At 72.3% G+C, this 20,200-nt stretch carries 22 protein-coding genes; 5 read left to right on the plus strand and 17 right to left on the minus strand.

Annotated elements, in window-relative coordinates:
- Positions 1-1,005: a metal ABC transporter permease gene (locus IEZ24_RS09845; protein WP_129453484.1), complete on the plus strand. Its 1,005-nt coding sequence runs from the start codon at positions 1-3 to the stop codon at positions 1,003-1,005.
- The gene (locus IEZ24_RS09850; protein WP_129453485.1) at positions 992-1,396 is read left to right on the plus strand and encodes a Fur family transcriptional regulator; all 405 of its coding nucleotides are present in this window, start codon (positions 992-994) and stop codon (positions 1,394-1,396) included. Before IEZ24_RS09845 ends, IEZ24_RS09850 begins: the two co-directional genes overlap by 14 nt.
- A 3-nt stretch (positions 1,397-1,399) precedes the next feature.
- Here IEZ24_RS09850 and IEZ24_RS09855 read toward each other — a convergent pair whose 3' ends face one another.
- The 5 genes from IEZ24_RS09855 to IEZ24_RS09875 form a co-directional block, all read right to left on the minus strand.
- Positions 1,400-2,215 (minus strand): isoprenyl transferase, encoded by an 816-nt coding sequence (locus IEZ24_RS09855; RefSeq protein ID WP_129453486.1) that lies wholly within the window; start codon positions 2,213-2,215, stop codon positions 1,400-1,402.
- 48 nt (positions 2,216-2,263) lie between these two features.
- The gene (gene recO, locus IEZ24_RS09860) at positions 2,264-2,992 is read right to left on the minus strand and encodes a DNA repair protein RecO (RefSeq protein WP_129453487.1); all 729 of its coding nucleotides are present in this window, start codon (positions 2,990-2,992) and stop codon (positions 2,264-2,266) included.
- Positions 2,993-3,036: 44 nt separating this feature from the next.
- Positions 3,037-3,903 carry an alpha/beta fold hydrolase gene (locus tag IEZ24_RS09865; RefSeq protein ID WP_129453488.1) on the minus strand — a complete coding sequence of 289 codons (867 nt, stop codon included), beginning with the start codon at positions 3,901-3,903 and terminating at the stop codon, positions 3,037-3,039.
- A gap of 17 nt (positions 3,904-3,920) precedes the next feature.
- A complete protein-coding gene (gene leuA, locus IEZ24_RS09870; protein ID WP_129453489.1) occupies positions 3,921-5,660 on the minus strand; it encodes a 2-isopropylmalate synthase in 1,740 nt (579 codons plus the stop codon).
- A 179-nt stretch (positions 5,661-5,839) separates the two neighbouring features.
- The gene (locus IEZ24_RS09875; RefSeq protein ID WP_129453490.1) at positions 5,840-6,598 is read right to left on the minus strand and encodes a class I SAM-dependent methyltransferase; all 759 of its coding nucleotides are present in this window, start codon (positions 6,596-6,598) and stop codon (positions 5,840-5,842) included.
- Between the two features lie 36 nt (positions 6,599-6,634).
- Between IEZ24_RS09875 and IEZ24_RS09880 the strand changes: the two genes are divergently transcribed.
- On the plus strand, positions 6,635-7,120 hold the full coding sequence (locus IEZ24_RS09880; protein ID WP_129453491.1) for a flavodoxin family protein: 486 nt from the start codon (positions 6,635-6,637) through the stop codon (positions 7,118-7,120).
- The gene (locus IEZ24_RS09885; protein ID WP_129453492.1) at positions 7,117-7,929 is read left to right on the plus strand and encodes a septum formation family protein; all 813 of its coding nucleotides are present in this window, start codon (positions 7,117-7,119) and stop codon (positions 7,927-7,929) included. Before IEZ24_RS09880 ends, IEZ24_RS09885 begins: the two co-directional genes overlap by 4 nt.
- Before the next feature lie 9 nt (positions 7,930-7,938).
- Here IEZ24_RS09885 and IEZ24_RS09890 read toward each other — a convergent pair whose 3' ends face one another.
- The 11 genes from IEZ24_RS09890 to IEZ24_RS09940 all read right to left on the minus strand — a co-directional run bounded on the left by IEZ24_RS09890 (position 7,939) and on the right by IEZ24_RS09940 (position 18,272).
- Entirely contained in the window at positions 7,939-8,577 is a 639-nt protein-coding gene (locus tag IEZ24_RS09890) for a VC0807 family protein (protein ID WP_129453493.1), read from the minus strand.
- Positions 8,578-8,746: 169 nt separating this feature from the next.
- Positions 8,747-9,793 carry a GTPase Era gene (era, locus tag IEZ24_RS09895; protein WP_129453494.1) on the minus strand — a complete coding sequence of 349 codons (1,047 nt, stop codon included), beginning with the start codon at positions 9,791-9,793 and terminating at the stop codon, positions 8,747-8,749.
- Entirely contained in the window at positions 9,786-10,562 is a 777-nt protein-coding gene (locus IEZ24_RS09900; RefSeq protein WP_129453495.1) for a siderophore-interacting protein, read from the minus strand. The genes era and IEZ24_RS09900 overlap by 8 nt, the downstream gene beginning before the upstream one ends.
- 20 nt (positions 10,563-10,582) lie before the next feature.
- On the minus strand, positions 10,583-11,884 hold the full coding sequence (locus IEZ24_RS09905; RefSeq protein ID WP_129453496.1) for a class I SAM-dependent methyltransferase: 1,302 nt from the start codon (positions 11,882-11,884) through the stop codon (positions 10,583-10,585).
- On the minus strand, positions 11,881-13,254 hold the full coding sequence (locus tag IEZ24_RS09910) for an FAD-binding oxidoreductase (protein WP_242498376.1): 1,374 nt from the start codon (positions 13,252-13,254) through the stop codon (positions 11,881-11,883). Before IEZ24_RS09910 ends, IEZ24_RS09905 begins: the two co-directional genes overlap by 4 nt.
- A gap of 73 nt (positions 13,255-13,327) precedes the next feature.
- Positions 13,328-13,663 (minus strand): cytidine deaminase, encoded by a 336-nt coding sequence (locus IEZ24_RS09915; protein WP_129453497.1) that lies wholly within the window; start codon positions 13,661-13,663, stop codon positions 13,328-13,330.
- Between the two features lie 43 nt (positions 13,664-13,706).
- Positions 13,707-15,029, minus strand: coding sequence for a hemolysin family protein (locus IEZ24_RS09920; RefSeq protein WP_129453498.1), 1,323 nt, complete (start codon positions 15,027-15,029; stop codon positions 13,707-13,709).
- Positions 15,030-15,042: 13 nt separating this feature from the next.
- A complete protein-coding gene (gene ybeY / locus IEZ24_RS09925) occupies positions 15,043-15,552 on the minus strand; it encodes an rRNA maturation RNase YbeY (protein ID WP_129453499.1) in 510 nt (169 codons plus the stop codon).
- Positions 15,549-16,586, minus strand: coding sequence for a PhoH family protein (locus IEZ24_RS09930; protein WP_129453500.1), 1,038 nt, complete (start codon positions 16,584-16,586; stop codon positions 15,549-15,551). Before IEZ24_RS09930 ends, ybeY begins: the two co-directional genes overlap by 4 nt.
- Positions 16,587-16,682: 96 nt before the next feature.
- Positions 16,683-17,912, minus strand: coding sequence for a hypothetical protein (locus IEZ24_RS09935; protein WP_129453501.1), 1,230 nt, complete (start codon positions 17,910-17,912; stop codon positions 16,683-16,685).
- Positions 17,913-17,918: 6 nt separating this feature from the next.
- On the minus strand, positions 17,919-18,272 hold the full coding sequence (locus IEZ24_RS09940) for an HIT domain-containing protein (RefSeq protein ID WP_129453502.1): 354 nt from the start codon (positions 18,270-18,272) through the stop codon (positions 17,919-17,921).
- A 102-nt stretch (positions 18,273-18,374) separates the two neighbouring features.
- On the opposite strand from IEZ24_RS09940, the gene IEZ24_RS09945 reads away from it, so the two are divergent.
- Positions 18,375-19,340, plus strand: a complete 966-nt coding sequence (locus IEZ24_RS09945) for a Gmad2 immunoglobulin-like domain-containing protein (RefSeq protein WP_129453503.1) — start codon at positions 18,375-18,377, stop codon at positions 19,338-19,340.
- A 118-nt stretch (positions 19,341-19,458) separates the two neighbouring features.
- Here the strand turns inward: IEZ24_RS09945 and IEZ24_RS09950 are convergent, their stop codons facing one another.
- Complete coding sequence (locus tag IEZ24_RS09950) at positions 19,459-20,199, minus strand: 16S rRNA (uracil(1498)-N(3))-methyltransferase (protein WP_129453504.1); 741 nt, start codon at positions 20,197-20,199, stop codon at positions 19,459-19,461.
- Position 20,200 lies beyond the last annotated feature (1 nt).

A 20,200-nucleotide genomic window follows, 5' to 3' on the forward strand; every position in this document is an offset into this window, starting at 1 on the left:
ATGACGTTCCTCGACCTCTTCTCCCTCGGCTTCATGCAGCGCGCGCTCATCGCCGCGCTGCTCACCGGTCTGGCGGCCCCGGCGATCGGCACCTTCCTGGTGCAGCGCCGGCTCGCGCTGCTCGGCGACGGCATCGGCCACGTCGCCGTGACCGGCGTCGCCCTCGGCCTGCTGACCGGCACCTCACCGACGTGGACCGCCGTGCTCGTCGCCGTGCTCGGCGCCGTGCTGATGGAGCTCATCCGCGAGCGCGGCCACACCAACGGCGACGTCGCGCTCGCCCTGCTGTTCTACGGCGGCCTCGCCGGCGGCGTCCTGATCACCGGCATCGCCGGCGAGGGAGCCGCCACCCTCCAGGCTTACCTCTTCGGCTCCCTCAACGCGATCACCGCCGCCGACGTGTGGTTCACCGCGGCGCTGACCGCGGTGGTGCTCGTCGTCGCGGTCGGGCTCTCGCCCCAGCTGTTCGCGGTCGCGAGCGACCAGGACTTCGCGCGCGTGGCCGGCCTGCGCGTACGCGCCTGGAACCTGCTCATCGCGGTTCTCGCCGCGGTGAGCATCACCGTCGCGATGCGCACCGTCGGCCTGCTGCTGGTCTCCGCGCTGATGGTCGTCCCGGTCGCGACCTCGCAGCAGCTGGCCCGCTCCTTCCGGGTGACGCTCCTCGGCGCGATGGCCGTCGGGTGCCTCGCATCGGTGGGCGGCCTGCTCCTGAGCGCGTGGCTGTCCTTCTCCGTCTCCGTCGCCCCGGGCCCCACGATCGTCCTGCTGGCGCTCGCGATGTTCACCGCGACGTGGCCGATCGGGGTGTGGCTGCGTCGCCGCAGCCGGTTGCTGGCGCCGTTCCCCGAGGTCGCCGTCACGCCGCACCGCTCGACGGACCGGCACCCCCACGAGCACGGCGACGACTGCGGTCACCCCGCGGTGCCGCACGGCGACCACGTCGACTACGTCCACGACGGCCACCGGCACGCTCCGCACGGAGAGCACTATGACGAGCACTGAGCAGCGGCGGCCGGCCGTACGCCCCACCCGCCAGCGGCGCGCCGTCGCAGCGGCACTGGCGGGGTTCGACGACTTCCGCAGCGCGCAGGAGATCCACGACCTGATCTCACGGCAGGGCGACTCGGTCGGCCTGGCGACCGTCTACCGCACCCTGTCGGCGCTGGCCGACGCCGGCGAGGTCGACATGCTGCGCAACGAGGACGGCGAGGCGATCTGGCGCAGCTGCTCCGACACGCACCACCACCACCTCGTGTGCCGCACCTGCGGCGCGACCGTGGAGGTCGAGGGGCCCGCCGTCGAGCGGTGGACCAGCTCGATCGCCGGCGAGCACGGCTACGCCGACATCAGCCACACCCTGGAGATCTTCGGGACCTGCCCGGCCTGCCGGTAGGCCTCACCCAGGGGTGGGGGCGTTGGGCAGCGCGCCGCCGTAGCGGCGGTCCCGGCTGGCGTACGTCTCGACGGCCGCCCACAGGTGGCGCCGGTCGACGTCGGGCCAGAGCACATCAGTGAAGACCATCTCGCTGTAGGCGGCCTGCCACAGCATGAAGTTGGACAGCCGCTGCTCCCCCGACGTGCGCCACACCAGGTCGGCGTCGGGCAGCTCGGGGACGTAGAGGTGGCGGGCGAAGGTCTTCTCGTCGACCTTGTCGGGGTGGAGCCGGCCGGCGGCGACCTCGCGGGCGATCGAGCGGGCCGCGTCGGCGAGCTCGGCGCGACCGCCGTAGTTGACGCACATCGTCAGGGTCAGGACGTCGTTGTCCCTGGTCATCTCCTCGGCGACCTGGAGCTCCTTGATGACCGACTTCCACAGCCGCGGAGCGCGCCCGGCCCAGCGCACCCGTACGCCGAGGTCGTGCATCTCGTCGCGGCGACGGCGGATCACGTCGCGGTTGAAGCCCATCAGGAAGCGGACCTCCTCGGGCGAGCGCGACCAGTTCTCGGTGGAGAACGCGTAGGCGGAGATCGCCTTCACGCCGATCTCGATCGCACCCTCGACGACGTCGAAGAGCGTGCTCTCGCCCTCCTCGTGGCCCTTGGTGCGCGGGAGCCCGCGCTGCTTGGCCCAGCGGCCGTTGCCGTCCATGATGATCGCGACGTGCTCCGGGACGAGCGAGCGGGGCACCGGCGGCGGGGTGGCTCCGCTGGGGTGCGGGTTCGGCTGCTTCACCTGACGCTTCACGGTCGACAGACTAGGCCGGGACGTCATGGCCGGTGGTCGCCCGTACGACCGTGTCCCATGACGTCGGCGCCCGGGTCACCGCTCGACGTACGCCATCGAGCGCAGGCCGCGCTCGAGGTGCCAGGCGAGGTAGGCGGAGACGAGGTTGCTGGCCTCGCGAAGGTGGCGGGGCTCGGCGGCGTGGACCACCGGCCAGTCCCCGACGAGCAGGGCGCCGAGCACCAGCACGGTCTCCGAGGCCGGGGTGGCCGAGCCCGGCAGGCGGTCCGAGGCGCAGAGCACGCCGCCCGCCGACGGGTTGAAGAACCGGTGCGGGCCCTCGACGCCGCACTGGACGCAGTGGTCGAAGGACGGCGCGTAGCCGGCGACGGACAGCGAGCGCAGCAGGTAGGAGTCGAGCACCTGCCCGGCCGGGTGCTCGCCGGCCGCCATCGCGCGCAGGCCGCCCACGAGGAGCAGGAACTGCTGGACGGCCGGCTCCTTCTCCTCGGTCACGAGCCGCTCGGCGGTCTCGAGCATCGCCGTGCCGGCGGTGTAGCGGTCGTAGTCGAAGCCGAGCCGCGCGTTGAACGGGTCCAACGTCTCGGCCTGCGTGATCACGTCGAGGCTGCGCCCCTCGGCGAGCTGGAGGTCGACGTGGGTGAACGGCTCGAGGCGCGAGCCCCAGCGCGAGGTCGTACGGCGCACGCCCTTGGCAACGGCGCGCACCCGCCCGTGCTGACGCGTCAGCAGGGTGATGATGCGGTCGGCCTCGCCCAGCTTGTGGGTGCGGAGCACGACCGCCTCGTCGCGGTAGAGGGGCACCGGACCATTCTCCCCCACCGACCCCTCGCGAGCGGGGTCCGGCGTCAGCGTTTCCGGGTGCGGACCTTGGTCGTCGCGGGTCGCTCCTGCCAGCACTCCAACGCGAAGTCGGTGGCGGCCCGGGTCAGCCGGTCCGGGCGGAAGCGCCACTCGAGGATCGAGGACGCCCGCTCCATCCGTACGTGCGGCAGCTCGGCGGCCAGCATGTCGGCGTCGACGAAGGGGTGGATCGGGTCGACCGGGTGGCCCACCACGAACACGGGCGCCTGGATCCGGCGGCGCTGCGACGACGACGGTGCGAGCCGGCCGAAGATGACGCCGTGGAGCACCGAGGCGATCGACTCGGCACGGTGGTCCACGGTGTCGAGGCAGATCCCCGCCCAGAACGGGACGATCCCCCGGGGCACCGACCGGGAGATCCGCTGCAGGGTGTTGGCCGTCATCGGCACGTAGCGCGCGGCCAGCATGATCGGGACGAAGGCGAGGATCCCCGCGACCAGCGCGTGGTTGAGCACCGGCATCTCGACGATGAGGCCCTTGACCCGCTCGGGCGCGATCACGGCCACCTCGAGCGAGACGTTGGCGCCCAACGACGTGCCGCCGATGACCGCCTGCTCGGCACCGAGGTGGTCGAGCAGCGCCACGACCTGCTCGCCGAAGGAGGTCATCGAGTAGACCAGCGGGTCGGCCGGCTGGTCGGAGCGTCCGTGGCCGAGCAGGTCGAGGGTCACCACGTGCAGGCCCTGCGCGGCCATCGCCCGGGCGAGCGGCTGCTGCATGCGTCGCGGCATGAGCAGGCCGTGCAGCAGCACGACCCAGTCGTCGCCCGAGCCGTACTCGGTGTACTCGAGCCGGTCGCGCCCGCCGTCGGACTCGACGAAGAACTGCCCGATCCGCTCGCTCACCAACATGGGGGGAATCTAGCCGGTCACGCGCGGTTGACGGCGCTGATCACGGCCTTGAGCGAGGCGGTGACGATGTTGGCGTCGAGCCCGACGCCCCACAGCACCTTGTCGCCGCTGTCGGACGACACCGCGCACTCGACGTACGCCGCCGCGATGGCGTCACCACCCGCCGACAGGGCGTGCTCGGCGTAGTCGAGGACCCGTACGTCGTGACCGACCGCCGCGATCGCGTCGACGAAGGCCGCGATCGGACCGTTGCCCTGGCCGCTGAGCTCGTGCCGCTCGCCGTCCACGTAGACCCCGACGGTGAGCTGGTCCTTCTCCCCCGCGGCGCTCGAGGTGTGCACGGAGTTCAGCTTGAGCGGGGTCTCGCGGTCGAGGTACTCGGCGCGGAACACGGACCAGATCTGCTCCGGCGTGATCTCGCCGCCCTCGGCGTCGGTGTGCTGCTGCACGACCCGGCTGAACTCGATCTGCGCGCGGCGCGGCAGGTCGAGCTTGTGCTCGGACTTGAGGACGTAGGCCACGCCGCCCTTGCCGGACTGGCTGTTGACGCGGATCACCGCCTCGTAGGTCCGGCCGACGTCCTTGGGGTCGATGGGCAGGTAGGGCGCCTCCCACGGCAGCTCGCCGACGGGCACCCCGAGGGCCGCGGCCTTCTTGTCGAGGTCCTCGAGGCCCTTCTTGATGGCGTCCTGGTGGGAGCCGGAGAAGGCGGTGTAGACGAGGTCGCCGGCGTAGGGGTGGCGCGGGTGCACCGGCAGGTTGGTGCAGTACTCGACGGTGCGGCGCACCTCGTCGATGTCGCTGAAGTCGACCTGCGGGTCGATGCCCTGGCTGAACAGGTTCATCCCGAGCGTGACCAGGTCGACGTTGCCGGTGCGCTCGCCGTGGCCGAACAGGCAGCCCTCGACCCGGTCCGCGCCGGCCATCAGGCCCAGCTCGGTCGCCGCGACGGCGGTGCCGCGGTCGTTGTGCGGGTGCAGGCTGATCGCGGAGTGCTCGCGCCGCGTGAGCCCGCGGCCGAAGTACTCGATCTGGTCGGCGTACGTGTTGGGCGTCGACATCTCGACGGTGGCGGGGAGGTTGAGGATGATCTCGCGACCCGCCTCGGGCTGCCACACGTCGGAGACCGCCTCGCACACGCTGAGCGCGAAGTCGGTGTCGGACTGGGTGAAGATCTCGGGGCTGTACTGGTAGCCGAAGTCCTGGCTGCCGACGATCGAGCCCAGGCGCTCCTCGGCGTACTTCATGACCATCTCGGTGCCGCGGACGGCGATGTTGCGGCACTCGTCGGGCGTGACGTTGAAGACCACGCGCTGGAAGAGCGGGGCGGTCGCGTTGTAGAGGTGGATCGTCGCCCGCGGCGCGCCGACCAGCGAGTCGACCGTGCGCTCGATCAGGTCCTCACGGGCCTGGGTCAGCACCGAGATCTGCACGTCGTCGGGGATCCGGTCCTCCTCGACGAGCTTGCGGACGAAGTCGAAGTCGGTCTGGCTGGCGCTCGGGAAGCCGACCTCGATCTCCTTGTAGCCCATCTTCACCAGCAGCTCGAACATGGTGAGCTTGCGGGCGGGCGTCATCGGGTCGATCAGCGCCTGGTTGCCGTCGCGCAGGTCGGTCGAGAGCCATCGCGGCGCCTTCTCGACCTTCTTGGTCGGCCAGGTGCGGTCGGGCACGTCGACGGGCACGAACGGCGTGTAGCGGCCGAACGGCATCGGGCTGGTGCCCTGCTGGTTGGCGGTGTTGCTCAGGTTGGTCATGGTGTCCTCGTTGGTCGGTCGGTGTCGGGCGACCGGCGCGCGCCACACTCCGCAACGAGGGGGCCGGTTCAGGCCTCGCTGCGGCAGCCAAGGAGGAGGGTGCGCATCATGACGGGACCAGCGTACGCCCCCGCGCGGACGAGCACATCCGCCCGTCCGATCCGCGGACCGGGGTCGCCTCAGGCCCGACCGCGGGCGGCGTACGCCACGGCCGTCAGGTCGAACGGCCCGTCGCCGAGGCGGTCGCGCAGGGTCTCCTCGAGCCGGGCCCGGCCGTCGGGTCCGAGGGCGCCGACGGCGTCACCGGCGGGTCCGACGCCGTGCAGGTAGGGCTCCCACCACTCCTCGAAGCTCGGGTGCGAGACGGTGACCGGCAGCTCCACTGCCTCGACGTCGCGCAGACCGCCACCCTCGAGGATCGCGACGAGGCCCTCACGGGACCCGCCGGGGAACTCCCGCTCCCCCGGGTGCTCGGGCGCGAGCTGCGCGACGGCCTCCCACAGCGGCCACATCGGCGCCCGTGACCCGACGAGGTCCCAGACCGTGGCACCGACCCAGCCGCCGGGGCGCGTCACCCGTGCCATCTCGGCGATCCCACCGACGGGGTCCGACATGAAGTGCACGACCAGGCACGCCGCCGCGACGTCGAACGAGTCGTCGTCGTGGGGCAGCGACTCCGCCCGTCCCAGCCGGACGTCGACGCCGGGGAGGCGCTCGCGGCAGGCCTCGACGAAGGACGCCGACGGGTCGACGGCGGCCACCCGGTCGGCCCCGAGGCGGTCGGCGAGGATGCCCGTCAGCGCGCCCGGGCCGCAGCCGACGTCGATCGCCCGCTGGCCGGACGCGACCTCCAGCCAGTCGGCGAGGTCGGCGGCGAGCGGGCGGGAGTAGCGGCCCATGAAGCGGTCGTAGGCATCACCCGCCACCTCGAAGGTCACGCCACGCGACGCTACTCCGCCTCGTAGGCTCACGCCATGCCCCGACTGCTGGTGGTCCACCACTCACCGACCCCGTCGGTGTCCGCGTTGACCGAGGCGGTCGTGGCCGGCGCCTCGGACGACGCGATCGAGGGCGTGGAGGTCGTCGTACGGTCCGCGCTGGAGGCACGTGCCGACGACGTGCTGGCCGCGGACGGCTACGTGCTCGGCACCCCTGCCAACTTCGGCTACATGAGCGGCGCCCTCAAGCACTTCTTCGACACGATCTTCCTGGAGGCCGGGGGCGCCCTCACCGACGACGGCTCCGCAGCCGCGGCCGAGGGCGGTCGCAGGCCGTACGGGCTCTTCGTCCACGGTCGCTACGACACGGCGGGTGCGGTGCGCTCCGTGCAGTCCATCGTGGGGGCCCTCTCGTGGCGGCAGGCCGCGCCCGTGCTCGAGGTCCTCGGCGAGGTGGGCGAGGCGGAGCGGGAGGCGGCGTACGAGCTGGGTGGAACGCTCGCGGCACTGGTGATGGCGTGAGGCGCGTCCTCGCGACGCTCGCCGCCGCCGTGCTGCTGGGCGGCTGCACGTCCGCCTCGCCCGGCCCCGCCGACCCTGCCGGGTCGCCGACGCCCTCGTCGTCCCCGACCACCACCGAGACGCCCCCGCCCGATCCCGGCCCCACCCCCGAGATCGGCGAGTGCCACGCGCTGACCTTCCGCCAGGCGCTGGTGGTCGTCGGCCGGACCGCGCCGGTCCCGTGCCGCCGGAAGCACACCGCCCAGACCTACTTCGTCGGCACCCTCGACCTGACGACGAAGTCCGGCTTCACCCGGCGGATCGACTCGCAGGCCGCCCAGCGCCAGATGCGCACGACCTGCACGCGACGGCTCCCCCGGCACCTCGGTCGTACGCCTCGCGAGCTGCGTCTGAGCATGGTGCGGGCCGTGTGGTTCACCCCCAGCCCGGCCCGGGCGGAGGCCGGCGCCGACTGGTTCCGCTGCGACGTCGTGGCGGTGGCGGCGCCGCGGCAGCTGCTCGACCTGCCCCGGCGTACGAAGGGGTGGGCCGCGCCGGCGATGTGCGCGACGTCGGCCCCCGGCACGAAGGGTTTCGACCGCGTCGCGTGCAGCAGGAGGCACTCCTGGCGGGCCGTCGCGACCGTCGACATCCCGGGGCGCCGGCTCCCCGCGCCCGCCGCGGTCGCCGACCGCATGGACCCGACGTGCCGCGACGCAGCGGCGGACAGCGCCGACGACCCGCTCGACTTCACCTGGTCGCAGGAGAGCCCGACGCGCGAGCAGTGGGACGCCGGGCAGCGCTACGGCATCTGCTGGGTGCCCGCCTGAGCCGACGGGTCAGGCGGACACCTCGACGGGCACGGGCACGGGCAGGGACGCGGGTCGGGTCGAGCCCATCAGTCCCTCCTTGCGGGCCACGAGGGCGGCCAGGCCGATCGTGGCGAACGCTGCGAGCACGTTGATGGCCAGCACCGAGATGCTCTTGACCAGGATGAACGTCTCCAGTGTCTGTGACTGCAGCAACCACAGCGTCATCCCTGCCTTGGCGAGCCCGAGCGCAGCCCACAACGCGGTGAGGTTGCGGAAGAGGCGGCGCACCCGTGGGCGCATGGCCAGCTCGTGGTCCATCGGGTAGAAGTCTCCGGCCAGCCGGGCCACCATGGGCCGTGCGCTCGCCAGCGACAGCAGGAAGAGCAGTGCGACGACGCCATCACTGATCACCGGCTGGAGGAAGTAGAGCCACGTGCTGTCGGCGATGACCGACAAGGCGGTGCGACCGGTGAGCAGGACTGCGGTCAGGACCAGCAACCCGGACGTGCGCCGGCGGGTCAGGGCGCGCCAGACGATGGCGCCGTAGGACCAAGCGAGGGCAGCCGCGATCGCGGTCCACACGCCGGCCAGGGCGAAGACGCCGTAGAAGACGGCAGCCGGGACCACCACCGCCACCAGCAAGCTCAGCGAGACGCGCCGGACCACCGTCACCAGGGTCGGGCGATGGGAAGCATGCGGAGCCAAGGAAGTGGTCCTGCCAGAGTCGTCGATCGCGAGGAGTGACGCTCGTGGGTCGACGCCTGTCGGGTTCCTCGACACCTCCACCATACGTCGATCCGCGACGGGGCGGGACAAAGAAGCAGAAGGCTTCAGGTCAGAAGCCCAGCTTGCGCAGCTGGCGGGGGTCGCGCTGCCAGTCCTTGGCGATCTTGACCTGGAGGTCGAGGTAGACCGGCGTGCCGAGCAGCGCCTCGATCTGCTTGCGGGCGGCGGTGCCGACCGCGCGGAGCCGGGAGCCCTTGTGGCCGATCATGATCCCCTTCTGGGAGTCACGCTCGACGTAGAGGTTGGCCACGATGTCGAGCAGCGGCTTGTCGTCGGGGCGACCCTCGCGCAGGCCCATCTCCTCGACCACCACCGCGATCGAGTGCGGCAGTTCGTCGCGCACGCCCTCGAGGGCGGCCTCGCGGATGAGGTCGGCGGCCAGCGCCTCCTCGGGGGCGTCGGTCAGGTCGCCGTCGGGGTAGAGCGGCGGGCCCTCGGGCATCTGGCCCACCAGCAGGTCGGCCAGCAGCTGGACCTGGTCACCGGACACCGCGGACACGGGGACGATCTCGGCCCACTCGGTCTTCGTCTCCTCCCCTAGGGCCTGGATGTCCATCAGGTGGGAGGCGAGCTGCTCGGGGGTGACGAGGTCGGTCTTGGTGGCGACCGCGATCCGTACGGTGCGCCGCACCTTGGCCAGCTCGGTGACCAGGAAGCGGTCGCCCGGGCCGATCTTCTCGTTGGCGGGGAAGCAGACGGCGACCACGTCGACCTCGGCCCACGTGGTCCGGACCAGGTCGTTGAGCCGCTCGCCGAGGAGGGTCCGCGGGCGGTGGAGGCCGGGGGTGTCGACGAGGATGAGCTGGGCGTCGGCGCGGTGCACGATGCCGCGCACCACGTTGCGGGTGGTCTGCGGCTTGGACGAGGTGATGACGATCTTCTGCCCGACGAGGGCGTTGGTCAGGGTGGACTTGCCGGCGTTGGGGCGGCCGACGAAGGACGCGAAGCCACTGCGGAAGCCCTCGGGCGCCTCGTAGAACGCGCCGGCGGGCGCGACGCCGGACAGGTCGAAGTCGTCGTCCAGGTCCTCGTCCGGGTCCTCGGCCGGCTCCTGGAGGTCGTCGTCGTCCACGTGCTGCTGCTCGTCGTCAGCCATCGCTCGCCTCTCGCGCTGCGTCGTAGTCGGCCCAGATCTGCTCGTCACTCTTCCCTGCCGCCCTGCCCGCGCGCCAGACCGGGCCGGGGTCGACCGCTCGCGGCTGGCGTGCGGCGGTGGCGCGCCAGTAGCCCATCACGTCGTAGTGGCTCGTCGGCAGACCGACCTCGCGCATCAGGTGCTTGCGGATCGCGCGCATCTGCGCGGACTCCCCCGCCATCCAGAAGTAGCCCTCGCCCTCGGGCCAGTCGATGCCCTCGACCACCTGTGCGAGCGCGCTCTGGCCGGGCGCGGGCGGCGCGAGCCAGGTGACGTCGGCTGTGTCGGGGAGGTAGCCGGCCAGGTCGTCGGGCACCTCGGCCAGCACCCGGGTCGGCAGGTCGGGGTGGGTCTCGACGATCCGGGCCATCGCCGGCATCGCCGTGAGGTCACCGACCAGCAGGAGCCAGGACGCGCCGGCCGGCGGCCCGAAGGAGGCCTTGGGCTCGGTGATCGTCACGACGTCGCCGACGCAGTCGCGCGTCGCCCACTCGGTGACGAGGCCGACGTCGTGGACGACCACGTCGAGGGTGAGCTCGCCGTCGGCGTACGACCGGACGGTGTAGTAGCGGCTCTGGAACTGGCCCGGCACGACCAGGCCCACCCACTCGTCCGGGATCCCCGTCGAGGTGAAGCCGTCGAGGCCGTCGAGGACGAGCCGGACGAGGTGGTCCGACAGCGGTTCGCGGCGGCGTACGGTCGCCTGGAACTGGGCTGCGCGCGTGCTCACCGGACGAGGCTATCGGTGGCTCACCAGTCCGGGCGCATCGGGAAGTCGGAGCGTCCGTCGCGGTGGTTGCGGGTCGCGAGCACCTGGTGCAGCTCGACCTCGCCACGCTCGAAACCGACCCGCGACCCGGCGATGTAGAGCCCCCAGACGCGGGCGGTCCCCTCGCCGACCTCGGCGACGCACTCGTCCCAGTGCTCGACGAGGTTGCGGTTCCAGTCGCGCAGCGTGGCGGCGTAGTGGAGGCGCAGGTTCTCGCTGTGCTGGACCTCGAGGCCCTGGTCCTGGGCGGCGCCGATGATGGTGCCCGAGCCGATCAGCTCGCCGTCGGGGAAGACGTAGCGGTCGATGAACGCCCCCGTCTCCTGGCGCCGGTTGTGGGGCCTGGTGATCGAGTGGTTGAGCAGACGTCCACCCGGCTTGAGCCGGTCACGCAGGTGACGGAAGTAGGCGGGGTACTTGCGGACCCCGATGTGCTCGGTGAGGCCGATGGAGCTGACCGCGTCGAACCCGTCCTCGACGACGTCGCGGTAGTCGAGGTGGCGCACCTCGGCGAGGTCGCCGAGGCCCTCGCGGTCGATGGCAGCCTTGGCCCACTCGGCCTGCTCCAGCGACAGCGTCACGCCGAGCGCGTGGACGCCGTGCTCGCGGGCGGCGTGGCGGACCATCGTGCCCCAGCCGCACCCGACGTCGAGCAACCGCATGCCCGGCTGCAGGCCGAGCTTGCGGCAGACCAGGTCGAACTTCGCCGCCTGTGCCTGCTCGAGGGTGGCGTCCGGCGTCTCGTAGAGCGCGCAGGTGTAGGCCATCGACGGCCCGAGGACCATCTCGTAGAACCGGTTCGACACGTCGTAGTGGTGGGCGATGACCTCGGCGTCGCGCACCATCGAGTGCCGCAGCCCCTCGACGGCACGCCGCCACCGTGGCAGGTGCTCCTGCGGTGGCGGTGCCGGCGGGCGGAGGTGTGCCAGCCCGAGGCCGCGCGCGAGCTGGAGCGCCTCCGTCGGCGCGGGCACCCGGAACCGGGTGTTGTCCTTGAGGAGCACCAGCGCGTCGTAGGGGTCGCCGGGATGGACCCCGGACAGGTCGAGGTCGCCGCTGACGTAGGCGCGGACCAGGCCGAGGTCGCCGGGAGCCGTCATGAGGAAGGCAAGACCGCGCTCGGTGCGCAGGTGCATGCCGACCGGCGCGTCGGGAGGTCCTGCGGCGCTGCCGTCGTACGCCGTGAAGCGCAGCGGCAGTCCGCCCCTGACGAGCCGGTCGATCGCTTCGCCGATCGGCATCCGGCCGGGAGCGGACGTCGGAGGATCGAGACGGGAGCTCATCGTCGGTGCACCACCTTGTCGTAGAGGGACGTCAGCCGGTCATCGGGGTCGAACCTGGCCTTGACCTCGGCCAGGTGGGCGCCGCCGTAGAGGCGGTCGAACTCCGCGCGCTCGTAGAACGCCTCGGAGTAGAGGCTCTTGTGACCCCCGAGCGCGGAGACCTGCGCCTCGATGGCGCGGTTGCGGGGGGAGGTCGGGGCGTCGGGCCCCACGTTGACGATGCCCCAGAAGCCGACGTTGACGTAGGTCGTGCCCGGGTCCAGCGGGTAGCCCGGCCAGGGCCGGTCACCGCCTTCGCCGTCGCGACGGCGAAGGCGCAGCGGGCACAGCCAGACCGGCCGCATGCCGACCTCCCGGTCGAACCACGCGAGGAACTCCGCGAGCCGGTCGACGGGCACCTCGACGTCCTGGACGACGCGCTCGCCCTGCGGTCGCCCGGCCCGGCGGTCGAGCCGGTCGGCGACGCTGAAGCGCCGGTCGAGGGCGACGAGCTTCCAGTAGACGTCGGAGCGGCGCAGCCGGCGCGGCCACACCCGGCGTACGAGCGGGTGCTGGGCGCCGAACGCCCGCGAGCACCAGAACCAGTCGGTGTCCCAGCGCCACAGGTAGTCGTGCACGGTGAGCCGGTCGCTCGCGCGCTCCTGGAGCGAGCGGTAGAAGACCTGCTGCCCGGTGTAGTCGCTGGTGGGACCGGGCTCCTCGGTCCAGCGGGCGAGGGTGAGGTAGAGCTCGTCGGGAGAGAACGCGACGCCGTCGAGGCCGTCGACCCTCTCCCCTGCCCAGGCCCGGTCCTCGACGACCCGGGTGACGGCGTCGGCGAGCGAGCCCGCGTCGTGGAAGCGGACGTGGCGCAGGGCGACGTGGGCCGGGACCGGCTCGAGCTCGATGCGCAGCCGCGTGGCGTAGCCGAGCGAGCCGTAGGAGTTGGGGAAGGCGTCGAAGAGGTCGTCCCCCGGCTTGGTGGTGACGACCTCCCCGGAACCGGTCAGCACGTCCATCTCGAGCACCGACTCGTGCGGCAGGCCGTTGCGGAAGCTGGTCGACTCGATGCCGAGGCCGCTCACGGCACCACCGAGGGTGATGGTCCTCAGCTGCGGCACGACGAGCGGGATCCGGTGGTGGGCGAGCGTCACCTCCACCAGGTGCTCGTAGGTGCACATCCCCTGGACCTCGGCGACGTCACCGTCGACCTCGACCACCCCGGTGAGCCCGGACACGTCGAGCCCGGCGGCCCCCGACGTACGCCCGCGGAACAGGTTGCTCGTGCGCTTGGCCAGGCGTACGGGCGCATCGTGAGGGAGGGCGGCGTAGGACTCCCTCAGCCTCGCCTCCCCGGCACGGTGCTGCTCACGACCCACTGGCGATCGCACACCTCCACGCTAGCGAGCCGAGGCCGTGGGCGCGAGCAGGTTGCGGCGACACGCGCCCCGGGTCGCGTGAGCGTCAGGTGCCGGAGGTGCGCTCGATCCTCCCGCGCTCGTCGCCGACGTGGACGGGCACGCCGGGGCCGGCGAAGTCCCGCACGGCGTCGAGGGCGGGCTCGGCGTCGGTGAGCACCACGGCGGCCTCGAGGCCCGCCGAGCCGGACGACACCGCCATGGCGACGCAGACCTCGAGCGCGGACAGGTCGAGGTGCTCGAGGCGCACGCTCGCCGCGGCGTACGTCCGCCCGTCGAGGTCGCGCACCGCTGCCCCCTCGTCGGCGCGGGCCCGGACGCGGGTGGCGCGGGCGAGGGTCACGAGCTTGGCGTCCTCGGCGCTGAGGGTCTCGTCGGTCATGGGCACAACCCTAGGAGAGGGCGGTGGCCGGGGGTACGCCCGGTCAGCGGCCGGCGGAGGTGACCGTCGACGACCCGTCGTCGACCTCGTGCTCGGTCTCGTGGGCGAGCACCGTCACGAGCACCGTCTCGATCTTGTTGCGACGGCCGGTGGCGCGCTCGGCCTCCAGGCGCAGGCCGTGGCACTCCACGACGGACCCCGGGATCGGGACCTTGCCGAGGTGCTTGGCCATGAGGCCGCCGACGCTGTCGACGTCGTCGTCCTCGACGTCGAAGCCGACCAGCTCGTCGAGGTCGTCGACCGGGTAGCGCGACGAGACCCGGATGGCGCCGCCGTCGAGGTGCTCGACCTCGACCTCCTCGGCGTCGTACTCGTCCGTGATCTCGCCGACGATCTCCTCCAGCACGTCCTCGATCGTGACCAGGCCGGCGGTGCCGCCGTACTCGTCGACGACGACCGCGATGTGCTGGCGGCGAGCCTGGAGCTCGGTGAGCAGGGCGTCGACCGGCTTGGAGTCGGGGACGTAGTGGACCGGGCGCATCACCTCGTCGACGCGCTGGGTGAACTCCACGTCGGGAGCCTCGAAGTCGCGACGCACGAGGTCCTTGAGGTAGGCCATGCCGACGATGTCGTCGAGGTTCTCGTCGACGACGGGGATGCGGGAGTAGCCGCTGCGCAGGAACAGCGACAGCGTCTGGCGCAGGTTCTTGTGGCGCTCGATGTAGACCACGTCGGGCCGCGGGACCATCACCTCGCGGGTGATGGTGTCGCCGAGCTCGAAGACCGAGTGGATCATCCGCCGCTCGCCGGACTCGATGACCGCAGACGCCTCGGCGAGGTCGACCAGCTCGCGCAGCTCGGTCTCCGTCGAGAACGGACCCTCGCTGAAGCCCTTGCCCGGGGTGATCGCGTTGCCGAGCAGGATCAGCAGGGCGGGGATGGGACCGAGGATCGTGGTGACCATCGAGATCGGACCGGCCGAGGCGAGCGCGACCCGGACGTCGTGCTGTCGACCGATGGTGCGCGGGGCGACGCCGATGACGACGAACGACACGACGAGCATCACGCCGATCGTGGTGAGGAACGTCGGGACCGGCGAGCCCTGGTAGGCGTCGCGGGCCCAGGTCGCGACCAGGACGATGGCGCTGATCTCGCAGAGCAGGCGCATCAGCAGAGCCGTGTTGAGGTAGCGGGCGGGGTCGTCGAGCAGCCTCACCAGTCGCGGTGCACCGGGACGGCCCTCGGCCTTCAGCTCCTCGGCGCGGGCGCGCGAGAAGGCTCCGAGGGCGGCGTCGGCGGCCGAGAACAGGCCGGCGAGCAGGACCAGCAGGGCCGCCGAGCCCAGCTGCCAGATGTCAGCAGTCATGTCGTCGCCCGCCTCAGGTGGCGGGGGGCGGGACGTCGGATGTGGCCTCGGACGTGGCGTCGGACGTGGCGTCGGACGAGGCGCGCCAGGCGTCGAGCAGCTCGCCCTGCAACCCGAACATCACCGCGTGCTCCTCGGGCTCGGCGTGGTCGTAGCCGAGGAGGTGCAGGATGCCGTGGACGGTGAGCAGGTCGATCTCGGCCTCGCGGCCGTGACCGGCCTCCACCCCCTGCCGCTCGGCGACGGCCGGCGACAGCACGAGGTCGCCGAGGACGCCCTCCTCGGGCTCCTCGTTGACCTTGCCCGGACGCAGCTCGTCCATGGGGAAGGCCAGGACGTCGGTCGGTCCGTCCTTCTCCATCCACTTGCCGTTGAGCTCCGCGATGGTGTCCTCGTCGACCGCCTTGATGCACAGCTCGGCCTGCGGGTGGACCCGCATCTGCTCCATCACGAAGCGCGCGAGCTGTGACAGCCGGCGTACGTCGAGCTCGAGGCCCGACTCGTTGAGGACCTCGATGCTCATCGCGGTCCCCGCTCGGTCTTCTTGGGGCCGGTGCGGGGCCGGGGCCGGTTGTCGGCGTCGAAGACCTCGTAGGCCTCCACGATGCGCCCGACCAGCCGGTGGCGTACGACGTCGGTGCCGGTGAGGCGGCAGAAGGTGATGTCGTCGACCCCGTCGAGGATCCCCTCGACCACGCGCAGGCCGGACTGGGTGCCGGAGGGCAGGTCGACCTGGCTGGTGTCGCCGGTGACGACGATCCGCGAGCCGAAGCCGAGGCGCGTGAGGAACATCTTCATCTGCTCGGGAGTCGTGTTCTGCGCCTCGTCGAGGATGATGAACGAGTCGTTGAGCGAGCGGCCCCGCAGGAACGCCAGCGGGGCGACCTCGATGGTCCCGGCGGCGAGCAGCTTGGGGATCGTCTCGGGGTCGACCATGTCGTGCAGCGCGTCGTACAGGGGGCGCAGGTAGGGGTCGATCTTCTCGCTGAGGGTGCCGGGCAGGAAGCCGAGGCGCTCCCCCGCCTCGACGGCCGGACGGCTCAGGATGATCCGGTTGACCTCCTTGGCCTGGAGGGCCTGCACGGCCTTCGCCATCGCGAGATAGGTCTTGCCGGTGCCCGCGGGGCCGATGCCGAACGTGATCGTGCTCTTGTCGATCGACTCCACGTAGCGCTTCTGGTTGAGCGTCTTGGGACGGATCGTGCGCCCGCGGTTGGACAGGATGTTGAGGCTCAGCACGTCGGCCGGCCGCTCGTGGGTCTCAGCGCGCAGCATCTGGATGATCCGCTCGACCGTCTCGCCGGTGACGCCCTGTCCGGTGCGCACGAGCGTCACGATCTCGTCGAGCAGGCGCTCGGCGGTGGCGACCTCGGCCGACTCGCCGGCGAGGGTGATGCGGTTGCCGCGGACGTGGACGCTGGCGTCGAAGGCACGCTCGATGAGGCGGAGGTGCTCGTCGCCCGGTCCCAGGACGGAGACCATGTCGATGCTGTTGGGGACGACCACGGTGTGGGTCGGTCGTTCCTCGGGGGTGCCTGGCTGGTTCGTGGCAGTCATGGATGCCCGTGCGGGCGGCCTTCCGGGTCGGTGGCAGAGCCCCTCCATGCTACCGAGCACGGGGCGTACGGCCCACCCGAAAGGGGCGGGACGCCCTCAGGGGCGGGTGACCTGCAGCATGCCGAGGCACATCTCGTCGGTGGTGCCCTCGCCCCAGACGACGTAGCGGTCGGGCTGGCCCTCGAAGGCGGGGAGCTTGTCGCGCAGCCACTGGACGTGGGTGCAGGTGACCTTCACCTGCTCGAACGGCTGCAGGGTGATCGGCTCGATCGGCCGGCTCCCCTGGTCGTCGAAGTCCCAGACCGGGATGTCCAGGACGGTCTGCGCCTGCGGGGTGCCCGGCCGCACCTCGATCCTGATCGAGCGGCCGAGCAGGTGCATGTGGCCGGCGACGCCGTGGATGGTGATCGGCTCGCCGAGGGTGCGCAGGCACGACTGCGTCCGGCCCGGCTCCGGCTCGCCGCCGCACAGGAGGTGGAGGAGGTCGGCGGTGTTGCCGTCGGCGCCGAAGCGCTCCTTGACGTCGGCCACCGCGGCCGCACGGTCGCAGAGCTCGCCGTCGGAGTGCTCCGGGCGGCACGGGAGCTCGACCGGAGCGGGCAGCAGCATCGTGGTGAGGCCCTGGTACTTGCGGTTGCCGGGCGCGAGGCGCAGCTGGGCGGCCGAGGTGTCGGGCTGCTGGCCGGCGAGCAGGTTGTAGTGGACCTGCATGACGACCTGGCTGCCCTTGCGCAGGCGTACGCCGTAGCCGGGCTTGACGACCGACTCCTCGCCGCCGGGGGCCCAGGCGCCGATCCACGACGACCGGTTGACGTCCTGGAACTGGTCGAGGCCGGTGCCGCCGAAGCAGGTCCAGCCCTCCTCGTCCTCGGCGGCGTCCTTGGCCTTCGCCGCCGCGACCTGCTCGGGCGGGACCTGGAAGAGGATCACGTGGTGCACGACGTCGGGGTTGCCGGGCAGCACCTGGGTGCCGGTGAGCCAGGCGTCCTTGTCGAGGCCCGGGTCGAGCAGGAAGCAGCGGTAGTCGTCGGTGCCGGTGCCGTAGGGCGCGTCCGGTGTGTAGCTGCCCGGCATCGCGATCGTCGTACGGGTCTCACCGGCACGCAGCTTCTTGGACTGCGCGGGCTCCGCGTAGTGGCCGCTGCCGTGCGACCCGGCCGCCGCCTCCTCCGCGCTCGGGGAGGTGCTCGCCGGCTGCTCGGCCGGCTGGGTGGCGCTCCGGTCGCCCTCGGCGGAACCCCCGCCGCAGGCGGCGAGCGCGAGGAGGCCGAGCGTCAGGACCGCGGCGAGCGCGTGTCGGGGTCGGGACGGGCGGGATCGGGACACGGCTGCTCAGATCAGGGACTCGGACATGCGCGACGAGCCGCCGAGCACGTGGAAGTGGGTGTGGAAGACGCTCTGCCCGACTGCGGCGCCCGTGTTGGCGACGAGGCGGTAGTCGGGGTTGCCGGACTCGCGGGCGACCGTGTCGGCCAGTGCGACGAGGTGGCCGATCACCGCCGGGTCGGCGGCGGCGGAGGCGGCGACGTTCTCGTGGTGGTCGAGCGGCACCACGAGTGCGTGGAACGGCGCCTGCGGGTTGAGGTCCTTGAACGCGATGGCGTGCTCGCTGCGTCCGATCACGTCGGCCGGGATCTCCCCGGCGACGATGGTGCAGAAGATGCAGTCGTCCGACGTGGCGCTCATCTGCCCAGCCTAGGGTCTGGGTCGGCGGCGTGTAACCGACTGCGGGCAACCGACGGCGTGTAACCGGAGGGTCGAGGCGCGCGTCCCACTACCGTGAACGACATGACCTTCCCCACCGCCCCCGCCCGACGCGTACGTCGCTGGGCGGGTGCCACCGCCGTCGTCGCGGCGACGACCCTGGCCCTCGCCTCGTGCACCGGCGACGGCACGCGCCCGGCCTCCGACGAGGCGAGCGAGCCCACCGCGACCGACGGCGCACAGTCGACGAAGTCACCTTCGCAGTCGCCGTCCGAGTCCCCCTCCGAGACGCCCTCCGAGTCGCCGTCGGAGTCGCCGGCGGCTGCCGGCACCGCCGTCCCGGTCTACTTCGCCGGCGACGGGCCGGGCGGGCGTACGGTCCTCTTCCGCGAGTTCCACCGGGTGGAGGGCGAGCCGCTGACGGAGGCCGCCCGGCTGGTCGCCGGCGGCCAGCCCGACGACCCGGACTACCGCACCCTGTGGCCGGGGGTCGAGATCACGTCGGTCCGGGCGACCGACGGGGTGCTGCTGGTGGACATCCCGTCCGACGGGTTCACCCAGCGCCCGGACGGCATGACCCGGCGCGACGCCCGGCTCGCCCTCCAGCAGCTCGTCTACACGCTGCAGGGTGTCCAGCAGGAGCGGGTGCCGGTCGTCATCCAGCGCGAGGACCCGGGTTACGAGCTCTTCGGCCTGCCGACGGACACCGAGCTCGAGGCGGCCAACGCGCTGCGTACGCTCAACCTGGTCAGCATCACCTCCCCCGCCGAGGGCGACACGGTCACCGGCGACACCCTCACCGTCACGGGCGTGGCGAACTCGTTCGAGGCCAGCGGGCCGTGCCGGCTCCTGCAGGACGGGCAGGAGGTCGCGCTGGAGGCCTACCAGTCGGACGGCTGGATGGAGGAGCGACTGTTCCCCTTCGAGGTCAGCCTGCCGCTCGGCGGTGCCACGGGCGAGGTCGTGGTGCGGTGCGAGACCGACGACCCGAGCGGCGGCACGGAGGGCGACGGCCCGGCCGTCGACACCAAGACGATCACCGTGCAGTAGGTCTTGCGCGAGCCGGTTGGGCGTGTCGGACGACCAGAAGTCCGAGGGCCCGGCCGCTTCACGCGGAACCTGTCCGGCCTCGCACCGGTTGTGGTCGTCCGACGCGCCGGCCGGACGGTCAGGACCAGCGGGGCGTACGCGCGAGCAGGGCGGCGACCGCGACGACACCGGCGGTGGACGTCCGGAGCACCTCCGCACCGAGGCGTACGGACTGCGCGCCGGCGGCCGTGAGCGCGGAGAGCTCGTCGGGGGCGATCCCGCCCTCGGGGCCGACGACGACCACGATGCGGCCCGCGGCGGGGACGTCGAGCGCGCTGAGCGGGACGGTCGCCTCCTCGTGCAGCACGACGGCGAGGTCGGCGTCGGCGACCAGCGAGGCCAGGTCGGCCGTCGACGCCAGCGGGGCGACGGTCGGCAGCCACGAGCGGCGCGACTGCTTGGCGGCCTCACGGGCGGTGGCCTGCCACTTCGCGTGGGACTTCGCGGCGCGATCGCCCTTCCAGACCGCGACGGATCGGGCGGCCGCCCACGGCACGACCCGGTCGACGCCGACCTCCGTCAGCACCTCGACGGCGAGCTCGCCCCGGTCACCCTTGGGCAGCGCCTGGACGACCGTGAACGCCGGCTCGGGGCGCTCCTCCCGCGTGACCGCCGCGACGGTGACGGTGAAGACTCGCTTGCCGGTCGAGGCGACGGTGCCGGTGACCGAGGCCCCGGCCCCGTCGGTGAGCGCGACCTGCTCGCCCTCGCGCAGGCGGCGTACGGCGACGGCGTGGTGCGCCTCGTCCCCGGTCACCTCGACGACCGAGCCGACCGACGCCTCGGCCAGCGACGGCACGAGGTGCACGGGGAGGGACACG

It is taken from the genome of Nocardioides ganghwensis (assembly GCF_014779655.1).
GTDB lineage: Bacteria > Actinomycetota > Actinomycetes > Propionibacteriales > Nocardioidaceae > Nocardioides > Nocardioides ganghwensis.